This window comes from Demequina globuliformis, assembly GCF_000975155.1.
Classification (GTDB): Bacteria; Actinomycetota; Actinomycetes; order Actinomycetales; family Demequinaceae; genus Demequina; species Demequina globuliformis.
Map to the genome: position 1 here is coordinate 102410 of NZ_BBRG01000004.1, position 9312 is coordinate 111721.

General features: G+C 66.9%; 10 protein-coding genes. 3 read left to right on the forward strand and 7 right to left on the reverse strand.

The features are described from left to right. Position 1 precedes the first annotated feature (1 nt). Together thrC and AOP75_RS11680 are read right to left on the reverse strand one after the other, a co-directional pair. Positions 2-1060 (reverse strand): threonine synthase, encoded by a 1059-nt coding sequence (gene thrC / locus AOP75_RS11675; RefSeq protein WP_062079256.1) that lies wholly within the window; start codon positions 1058-1060, stop codon positions 2-4. After that, a complete protein-coding gene (locus tag AOP75_RS11680; protein ID WP_062079257.1) occupies positions 1060-2346 on the reverse strand; it encodes a homoserine dehydrogenase in 1287 nt (428 codons plus the stop codon). Before AOP75_RS11680 ends, thrC begins: the two co-directional genes overlap by 1 nt. Positions 2347-2413: 67 nt before the next feature. Here AOP75_RS11680 and AOP75_RS11685 point away from each other — a divergent pair, with 67 nt between their 5' ends. Together AOP75_RS11685 and AOP75_RS11690 are read left to right on the forward strand one after the other, a co-directional pair. Next, positions 2414-3268, forward strand: a complete 855-nt coding sequence (locus AOP75_RS11685; RefSeq protein ID WP_236683168.1) for a DUF817 domain-containing protein — start codon at positions 2414-2416, stop codon at positions 3266-3268. 73 nt (positions 3269-3341) lie between these two features. After that, on the forward strand, positions 3342-3896 hold the full coding sequence (locus tag AOP75_RS11690; RefSeq protein ID WP_083966951.1) for an arsenate reductase/protein-tyrosine-phosphatase family protein: 555 nt from the start codon (positions 3342-3344) through the stop codon (positions 3894-3896). A gap of 149 nt (positions 3897-4045) precedes the next feature. Here the strand turns inward: AOP75_RS11690 and AOP75_RS12675 are convergent, their stop codons facing one another. From AOP75_RS12675 to AOP75_RS11715, 5 genes are all read right to left on the reverse strand, one after another. Beyond that, a complete protein-coding gene (locus tag AOP75_RS12675) occupies positions 4046-4270 on the reverse strand; it encodes a hypothetical protein (protein ID WP_062079259.1) in 225 nt (74 codons plus the stop codon). 84 nt (positions 4271-4354) lie between these two features. Next, the gene (locus AOP75_RS11700) at positions 4355-4573 is read right to left on the reverse strand and encodes a hypothetical protein (protein ID WP_062079260.1); all 219 of its coding nucleotides are present in this window, start codon (positions 4571-4573) and stop codon (positions 4355-4357) included. A 134-nt stretch (positions 4574-4707) separates the two neighbouring features. Further along, a complete protein-coding gene (gene lysA, locus AOP75_RS11705) occupies positions 4708-6045 on the reverse strand; it encodes a diaminopimelate decarboxylase (protein WP_062079261.1) in 1338 nt (445 codons plus the stop codon). 3 nt (positions 6046-6048) lie between these two features. Continuing rightward, on the reverse strand, positions 6049-7725 hold the full coding sequence (gene argS / locus AOP75_RS11710) for an arginine--tRNA ligase (protein WP_062079262.1): 1677 nt from the start codon (positions 7723-7725) through the stop codon (positions 6049-6051). 49 nt (positions 7726-7774) lie between these two features. Next, positions 7775-8158, reverse strand: a complete 384-nt coding sequence (locus tag AOP75_RS11715) for an MmcQ/YjbR family DNA-binding protein (RefSeq protein ID WP_062079263.1) — start codon at positions 8156-8158, stop codon at positions 7775-7777. A gap of 126 nt (positions 8159-8284) precedes the next feature. Here AOP75_RS11715 and AOP75_RS11720 point away from each other — a divergent pair, with 126 nt between their 5' ends. Then, complete coding sequence (locus AOP75_RS11720; RefSeq protein ID WP_236683169.1) at positions 8285-9265, forward strand: serine hydrolase domain-containing protein; 981 nt, start codon at positions 8285-8287, stop codon at positions 9263-9265. Positions 9266-9312 lie beyond the last annotated feature (47 nt).

The following is a 9312-nucleotide window of genomic DNA, read 5'->3' on the forward strand; positions in this document are numbered from 1 at the left end:
GCTACAGTCCCAGCGCCTTCGCAGCCGCCGCCACGTCAACCGGGATGACCTCGGGGTTCACCTCGCGGCCCTGCAGCGCCGTCGCCGTGTCCTTCAGACCGTTGCCAGTGACCGTGCAGGTAATGGTCGCGCCCTCTGGCACCTCGCCCAAGGCTGCGGCGGTCAACAGGCCCGCGATGGGCGCCGCAGATGCGGGCTCAACGAAGACGCCCACGTCGGCAGCCAGCCGCGCCTGTGCGTTCAGGATCTGGGGGTCGGACACCGCGCGAATCCAGCCGCCGGACTCATCGCGCGCAGCGATGGCCTTGTCCCACGACGCCGGCTTGCCAATCCGAATGGCAGTGGCGACCGTCTCCGGGTCCTTGATGGGTCCGCCGTGGATGAACGGCGCGGCACCCTCGGCCTGCACGCCCCAGATGCGTGGGGTCCGGGTCGCAATGCCCGCCTCGGCGTACTCCTTGAAGCCCATCCAATAAGCAGAGATGTTGCCGGCGTTGCCGACCGGAAGCATGTGGATGTCGGGAGCATCGCCCAACTGGTCGACAATTTCGAAGGCCGCCGTCTTTTGGCCTTGGAGGCGGTACGGGTTCACTGAGTTGACCAGCGCAACCGGATACTCCTCCGACAGGGTGCGCACAATATCGAGGCACTCGTCGAAGTTTCCGTCTACCTGCACTAGCTTGGCGCCGTGAACGATGGCCTGCGCCATCTTGCCTGCGGCGATCTTGCCCTCAGGGATCATCACCACACAGTTGAGGCCCGCGTGTGCCGCATAGGCGGCCGCAGACGCGGACGTGTTGCCGGTGGAGGCACACACGACGGTGTGGTCACCGTCCTTCACGACCTGCGTCATCGCCGAGGTCATGCCGCGGTCTTTGAAAGAGCCGGTGGGGTTCATCCCCTCGTACTTCACGTAGACGTTCGCGCCCACCTCCTCGGAGATGGACCGGGCGTACACGAGGGGGGTGCCGCCTTCGCCGAGCGAAACAATGCGGTCGTCCTCGTCGAACGGCATGCGGTCCAAGTATTCGCGGACAATGCCGCGCCACACGTGAGCCATTACTCTCCCTCAATCCTCAGGACGGACAACACTTCGCCCACGGCGTCCATGGCGCGCACCTCGTCGACCGTAGCGCGCAGGGACTCCTCCTGCGCGCGGTGCGTCGAGATGATGAGCGAGGCGCGCTCAGCATCGGGCACCTGAAGCACCGAGCCGATCCCGACGCCGTGACGCGCGAAGGCATCCGCAACGCGCGAGAGCACGCCCGGCTTGTCGTGCACGCTCATGCGGACCGCGTAGCGGGTGTGCGCACCTCCAATAGGCAACAGGTCATGGCTGGCGTAGTTCGACTCGCGCGGACCGCGACCGCCGCCGGCCACGTGCCGTGCAACCGACACAACGTCGCCAAGAACGGCCGATGCCGTGGGTGCGCCGCCGGCGCCCTGGCCGTAGAACATGAGCTCACCGGCCGCTTCCGCCTCGACAAACACTGCGTTGAAGGCGCCCCTCACGCTCGCGAGGGGGTGGGCGGTCGGCAGCAGTGCGGGGTACACGCGCACCGAGACGCCCGCATCCGTCCGCTCCGCAATCGCGAGCAACTTGATGACGTGGCCGGTCTCCTTGGCGGCAGCAATATCTGCGGCCGTGATCTCCGTGATGCCTTCGCAGTACACATCGTCAAGCGAGACTCGCTGGTGGAACGCGAGCGAGGCCAAGATCGCGGCTTTCGCGGCGGCGTCGTGGCCGCCCACGTCCGCGGTCGGGTCCGCCTCTGCGTAGCCCAGGCGCTGCGCCTCCGCGACAACTTCGCCGTAGTCCAGCCCCTTGGTCGTCATCTCGTCCAGCACGTAGTTTGTGGTGCCGTTGACGATGCCCAGAATGCGCGTCACGGTGTCCCCCGCAAGGGATTCGCGCACCGGACGCACAAGGGGGATGGCTCCGGCCACTGCGGCCTCGAAGTAGAGGTCAGTGCCAGCGGCATCGGCCGCCTCGTACAACTCAGCTCCGTGCGTCGCGAGCAGCGCCTTGTTCGCCGTCACGACTGCCTTGCCGGCCGTCAATGCGCGCACGATGTGCGTCCGCGCAGGCTCAAGCCCGCCCATCAACTCGACCACGACATCGGCCCCATCAATGAGGGCGTCCACGTCATCGGTGAGCAGCGCGGTCGGAACCACGGGGTCACGAGTGACGGACGTGTCACGGACATACACGCCAGCGATCTCGACCTGCGCGCCCACGCGGGCGGACAGGTCGGTCTGCTGCTCGGTCAGGAGTCGGACCACTTGGGTGCCGACGGTCCCGCATCCGAGGATGGCGATCTTCACGGGGCTGATGGCGGTGGACACGGCGCTTACTCTATCGGAGCGCGTCGCCTTCCCGGCATCGGCCCCCAGTCATGCGACAGTGGCTCCCGTGACCTCGGAATCTCGCGCCCCGGCTCCCCCGGTCTCATGGCGCGCCCGCGCGTGGCGCGTCTGGACGCTGCTGTGGGCGTTCGCGCTGACGAACCTCGTGTCCCTCACCTTCGCAATCGCGCTGTTCATCGCGATGGCCGCCACTGACTACATCGACCTGCCCATCCCGCGCTACGACGCGTTGCTGATCGCCGGCGTCGCCATCACCGTGGGCATGTGGGCGACCGGTATGGAGACCCTGCGCGAGGTAGGCGTCGTCCTGCTGTTCCACCTCTTGGGACTCGTGATGGAGATCTTCAAGGTCCAGCAAGGATCGTGGACCTACCCAGACGAAGGCACCCTCATGGTGTGGGGTGTGCCGCTGTACTCGGGATTCATGTACGCCGCGGTCGGGTCATACATCTGCCAAGCATGGCGACGCTTTGACCTGCGCGTCACGGGGTACCGACCGCTTCCCCTCACCCTGTTAGCGATCGCCGCCTACCTCAACTTCTTCACACACCATTGGATCTGGGACCTGCGGTGGATCATCGCCGCGCTGTTCATTCTTGAGATGCGCCGCACCTGGGTCTACTACACAGTCAAGGACGCCCGCCTGCGCATGCCGCTCGCGATCGCGTTTGTGCTGATCGCGTTCTTCCTGTGGATTGCCGAGAACATGGGGACGTTCCTGGGCGCATGGCAGTACCCGGACCAGGCGAGCTTCTGGCAAGCCGTCCACGTGGGCAAGCTGGGGTCCTGGGCGCTCCTGGTGACGCTGAGCTTCGTCATTATCGCGACACTCAAACAGTACGAGGGCACCCTGTACGGCCACCCTGGCGACCGCGCAACGGTCACGCGGGGGCCGGCGTAGACGTCAGTTGCCTAGGCTCGGCTCTGGGCGGTCGTTGGCGGGCGACGCATGCCGTCATCTAGTCTCGACAGGCATGAGCAACGCACCTCGAGTCGTCATGGTTTGCACCGGAAACATCTGCCGCTCCCCCGCAATGCACTACTACGCGCGTGAGCGGTGGGGCAACGCGGCGGAGGTCGCGAGCGCCGGCATCTACGCGGAGGTAGGCCTCGATGTCCCGCAGCCCATGCGCGCTGCCGCCGTCCGCCACGGCCTCACCATCCCCCGCCACCGGCCCACCCAGCTCGACTACGGGATCCTGTCGCGCGCAGACCTGGTGCTGGTCGCGACTCAGCAGCACGCACGGTGGATTGAGCAAGAGTGGGGCGGGCGCGCACCTCACATGTTCGGCTTGAAGGAGGCGGTGGAACTGGCCGGCCGGGCCGACGCCCCGGTAGGGGCCTCCCCGGAATCGCGCCTCGAAGCGTTAGCCGGGACGCTCGACCACGCCCGGCTCGACGACCCCGCCCCGCTGCGTAGCCTCGACGACCCGTGGGGCCACGCGCAGGACACCTTCGACAGAGTCATGGATGAGATTGTCGACGACCTCGACGCGCTCACTGAGTGGGCTGGGCTCGCCGACCGCTAGGTCTACCTGACCCGCGCTCGCCGGGCCTGCGCTCGCCGGGCCTGGGCTCGACGGGCCAGTGTTCACCGGGCCTGCGCTCGCCGACCCCGGATACAGCGACGCCCGGCCCGCAGGCTGAGGGATCTGCGGACCGGGCGTGCGTGCGGCGACTACTGGCCGAGAACCGCCGGCGGAACCATTCCCGCGCCGCCGTCCTTGGGGCGGTCGGGATTGTCGCTCGTGCGATCGTGATCGGCGTCTGCCGCGTGGACGGGGTCGTCTTCTGACTCCCCCTGCGCGTCGAAGGGTGTGTGGTCCTTCGCGCGACGTTCCGCCTCCACCTCATCGGCGAGGCGCTTCAGTGCTTCCGTGCCTTCGTGGTCAGTCATCGACATCGCCTGCTCCTTCCACTCACGGGCACCGGGAGCGCCCGTCCTTAGTGAACGTCGCGAGCGTTCTCAGATCATCCTCAGAGACGGCTACGACGTGGGGGTGTTGCGCGGCGGGTGAATGACGACGCCTGGGTCAACGATGGGCTCATCCTCATGGTCTTCCCTGGTGGGGGCGTTGTCCTCAGGAGTGTCATCGTTCGGCACTGCGGTCGAACCGCCTTGCTCACGCTCAGCCTCCACCTCATCCGCGATCGCCTTCAGCGCGTCGGTGGCTTCTCGGGTGTCCTTGTCGTGTGCGTCAGACATCTCTACCTCCTCGATTCTGCCGCGGCAGACGTCTTCCGCCGCGATACGTCACAGAGGCGTCAACACGGCAGCAATTGCCGTTGTTCCGTGCCCAGGTGCAACGGTCGCATCGTCCGGGCGCAGCCAACACGGGCCTAGGCGGGCACGTCCCAATCGAGCAAGTCAGCGATGGTGTCGCGGCGCACCAACACGCGCGAGCGTCCGTCGCGCACGGCGACGACGGCTGGCCGTAGCGCATTGTTGTACGTCGAGGCCATGGAGCGGCCATAGGCTCCCGTCGCGGCGACAGCGAGCAGGTCGCCGCGCTCCACGTCGGAGGGGAGATCAACGTCGCGCACGACGATATCTCCCGACTCGCAGTGCTTGCCGACCACGCGCGACAGCGTCGCAGGAGCCTCACTGGCGCGGGACGCGAGCGTCGCCTCATATTCAGCGCCGTACATGATGGTGCGCGGGTTATCGCTCATGCCGCCGTCCACCGCGACGTACTGCCTAGACCCGCCATCTTCAAGCGAGACCTGCTTGACCACACCGACCGAATACAGGGTCAGACCCGCCGGCCCAGCAATGGCGCGCCCCGGCTCGATCGAGAAGTGCGGCCAGGTACCACCGTGGTCACCCATGACCGAGGCGACGGCGTCTGCAATGGCGACCGCGGCATCGGCCGGATCCAAAGCCTCAGCGCCCTGCGTGTACGCGATGGCGTACCCGCCACCCAAGTCCACCTCTGGCAGGTCCGCTCCCGTGGCCTCCGTGAACTGCGCGCGCAGGCGCAGCATGCGGTCGGCGGAAGCGCGGAAGGCATCGATCGAGAGGATCTGGCTGCCAATGTGCGTGTGAATGCCCAGAAGGTCCAGGTGGTCCGCCTCGTGACATGCCCGCAGAGCCTCAAGCGCCGCTCCGGTGGCCAACGAGAGGCCAAACTTCTGATCCTCGTGACTGGTCGCGATGTACTCGTGACCGCCCGCGTGCACGCCGGTCGTCACGCGCACCAACACGGGGGCACGCCGGCCCAAAGACGCGGCAAGCCCGTTGAGAACCTCGATCTCCGTGAACGAGTCCACGATGATGCGCCCCACGCCTACCTCAAGCGCGCGCGTCAACTCATCGACCTGCTTGTTGTTGCCGTGCAATCCGATGCGGTGCGCCGGCATCCCGCCACGCAGCGCCACCTCCAACTCACCCAAGGAGGCGACGTCAAGGCACAGGCCGTCGTCGTTCATCCACCCAGCGACCTGGGAGGACAGGAATGCCTTGGAGGCATAGAAGACGTCCATCTGCGCGCCGTGTCGAGCAAACGCCGCGCCAAAGTGGTCGCGAAAAGCAGCCGCGCGCGCACGGAAGTCCTGCTCGTCTACGACGTACAGCGGGGTGCCGTGTTCTGCCGCGAGATCGCGCACGTCAAGGCCGCCAACGCGCAGCGCGCCGTCGGCCTCCCGCGCCACGGTCTGGGACCAAGGCGATGCGGGCATCGGCTACATCCTTTCGGGAGCGGACACGCCCAGCAGGCGCAGACCGTTCACGAACACCTGGCGCACCGCGTCGTTCAGCCACAAGCGCGTGCGGTGCAGGTCGGTGACCTCCTCCTCGCCCTGGGGCGTCACGCGCGTGCGGTCGTACCAGCCGTGATACACCGAGGCCAGTTCCTCGAGATAGCGCGCGACACGGTGCTGCTCGCGGAACTCAACGGCCTGTGTCACGACACGCGGGAACTCTCCCAGCACACCGAGCAACTTGGACTCCCACTCGTGCTCCAGCAGGCTCGCGTCGAAGCCGTCATCACGACGGATGCCGTACTCCGCGGCGTTGCGTGCCACGGAGAACGCGCGGGCGTGCGCGTACTGGACGTAGAACACCGGGTTGGCGTTGGTCGCCGAGGACAGGAGGTCAAGGTCAATGTCGATGGTCGAATCGGCGGAGGAGCGAGCCAGCGAGTAGCGAGCTGCGTCGACACCCACGGCATCCACGAGGTCCTCCATCGTCACCACGTTGCCGGCACGCTTGGACATGCGCACGGGGGCGCCATCCTTCACGAGATTGACGAGCTGGCCGATGATGACCTCGACGATCTCGGGCGCGTAGCCGAGCGCTGCGGCGGCGGCCTTGAGGCGCGCGATGTAGCCGTGGTGGTCGGCGCCCAGCAGGTAGACGCACAGGTCAGCGCCACGCTCCGCCTTGTCACGGATGTAAGCGATGTCGCCGGCGATGTACGCGGCGTTGCCGTCGGACTTAATGACGACGCGGTCCTTGTCGTCGCCGTGCTCGGTGCTGCGCAACCACCACGCACCCTCTGACTCGTACAGGGCTCCCGAGTTCTTGAGTTCCTTGAGGGCGCGGTCAACCTTGCCGGACTCATGCAGCGAGTCCTCGTGGAAGAAGACGTCGAACTCCACCCCAAAGTCCGCCAACGACTGCTTGATCTCGTTGAACATCAGCCGCACGCCGCGCAAGCGGAAGAACTCGATAGCCTCGTCGCGCGGCAGCTCGAGCGGGTCCTTGTCACCGTTCTCCATGGCCTCGACCATGACCTCGTTGGCGATGTCCTGGATGTACTGGCCGCCGTAGCCGTTTTCCGGGGTTTCCTCACCTGCGACAACGGCGTACAGCGATGCGGCAAAGTTGTCGATCTGCGAACCGTGGTCGTTGAAGTAGTACTCGCGCACCACGTGAGCGCCGTGGAACTCCATTAGGCGCGCCAGCGAGTCACCCACCGCGGCCCAACGGGTGCCACCAAGGTGGATGGGTCCGGTCGGGTTGGCGGAGACAAACTCGATGTTGACGGTCTTGCCCGTGAGGGACTCGCCGCGACCGTAGTCGTTTCCGTACTGCACAATCCCGCGTGCGAGCTCGCCTGCAGCTCCCGCCGCGAGCCTGATGTTGATGAAGCCCGGGCCAGCGACCTCTGCGGAAGCAATCCCGTCAACGTCGACAAGGCGCTCGACCAGCGTGTCGGCGAACTCGCGCGGGTTGGTGCCAGCCTTCTTGGCCAGCTGCATGGCGATGTTGGTGGCCCAGTCCCCGTGCTCGCGTTGGCGCGGGCGTTCCACGCGCAGGTCCTGCGGCACATCGAACGGCGACAACTGGAAGTCGGAGTCATCGATGCCCTCGAGCAGGGCGGTGCGGATCTGGGCGGCAAGTTCCTCGGGAGTCACCCTGGCAGTGTATCGGCGCGTCGGCGGCGCGGGTGCGCGAGCGACCGCCTCAGCCAAGCTCGGCTTGGACCCGCTTGGGCAACGAGGCCCGAACAATCTCGTAGGCGGCGCTCACGCACTCGAGTGCGATCGCGCGCGGGCAGTCACCCTCGAGAGCGATCGAGATCCACAAGCGTTTGTTCGCGTAGTGGCCAGGCGTGACGGATGCGTACTGTTCTCGCAGCGCGACGTTTTCCTCGGGATCGCCTTTGACAGTGAGTGCGGGCGCTCCATTCGCGAGCATGCCGTACCTGCCGAAGTGCTTGCCGGCGACCTGAAACGTCTGCGCGCCCCACTCGGGATACGGGACGATGCTGGCTCCTGGCAGCGCCAGGACGGCGTCCACGATCCAGGTGGGCGCTGTGGGCACGTCAGCGGGCTTGGCATCAGGCATTTCTCCACGATAGTTCGCACCTGTGACGTTCGCGCTGCCAGGGGCCGACGCTCGATAGGATGCGCACGCGGCAACGCTGAAGTCCGATGATGGGCGGGCCGCACCCGCGATACCTGAGGAGCTCGCATGCTGCACCTGGACGCCGCGATCCAGTTGACCCGCACGCACGTCGACAGGGGTTTTCTCCCCGGCGCAGTACTCGGCGCGGTCGACCGGAACGGAGCGATCACCGTCGAGTCCTTTGGAGACGCGCGCGAACACGACCGCTACCCGCTGTTTTCGATCACCAAGGTTCTCACCGGCCTGTGCGCTGCACGCCTCATCGATGAGGGTCGGCTGACCCTCGACACACCCCTCGCGGCTGCCGTGCCGAACTTTGGTCGCGAGCGCGACGACGAGGTCCTCCTGCACCACCTTGCCAGCCACAGCGCTGGCATTCCCGAGCCCGAACTCGACAGCGCCGTGAGCCGGGCCGAGGATCTCCTCGTGCCCGGGCGTGACTTCCCCGCAGGCACCGTGTCGCGGTACTCCACCGTGGGGTTCTCCGGGATCGCGGCGCTCATCGCGCACGCCTCTGGCATGGACTACGAGGACTTCTTCTGTTCGACGCTTGAGCGCGTAGGGGCGGGCGGCATCACCCTCGACACCGATGCGGCCGACCACCGTCCCGTTCTGCGCGACGGCGCCGTCCTCGACTGGGATGCCTTTGCGGCGCACAGAGATCCTGGCGCGGGAGCGGTCGGCACCGTTGCTGACCTGCTGGCAGTCGCACACTCGCTACTGGCCGACGATGGCCGCCTCGTGTCCCCCGCCACCGCGGCGATCATGCGCACCTCTCTCACCGATGGCATCCCGAGCCTTGAGCCGTACCCGCCGGAAAGCGGCACTGCGTGGGGATTCACCGTGAACCTTCGGCGCGAGGTCCCGGGATCGCACACCACGGATGGGTACGGGCACGCCGGGTGGGCCGGCACAGAGATGTGGGTGCATCCCGATCACGGCGTGGCGTGGGTGCTGCTGACCAACGTGGGGGCTGCTGGCGCACGTGGTTGGGACGCAACGGCGCTCGACAACGCGGTCGTCGCGGGAGCCTCACCGCGCTCGTAGGCCCGCCCCGCCGGCGCCCCACCCCCGCCCCCCGCCCTGTTCGTGCA

Bases quoted from the DNA above. Each gene is read 5' to 3' on its own strand.
- thrC (WP_062079256.1), bottom strand. From the start codon at position 1,060: ATGGCTCACGTGTGGCGCGGCATTGTCCGCGAATACTTGGACCGCATG.
- AOP75_RS11690 (WP_083966951.1), top strand. From the start codon at position 3,342: ATGAGCAACGCACCTCGAGTCGTCATGGTTTGCACCGGAAACATCTGC.
- AOP75_RS12675 (WP_062079259.1), bottom strand. From the start codon at position 4,270: ATGTCGATGACTGACCACGAAGGCACGGAAGCACTGAAGCGCCTCGCC.
- AOP75_RS11700 (WP_062079260.1), bottom strand. From the start codon at position 4,573: ATGTCTGACGCACACGACAAGGACACCCGAGAAGCCACCGACGCGCTG.
- lysA (WP_062079261.1), bottom strand. From the start codon at position 6,045: ATGCCCGCATCGCCTTGGTCCCAGACCGTGGCGCGGGAGGCCGACGGC.
- AOP75_RS11715 (WP_062079263.1), bottom strand. From the start codon at position 8,158: ATGCCTGATGCCAAGCCCGCTGACGTGCCCACAGCGCCCACCTGGATC.
- AOP75_RS11720 (WP_236683169.1), top strand. From the start codon at position 8,285: ATGCTGCACCTGGACGCCGCGATCCAGTTGACCCGCACGCACGTCGAC.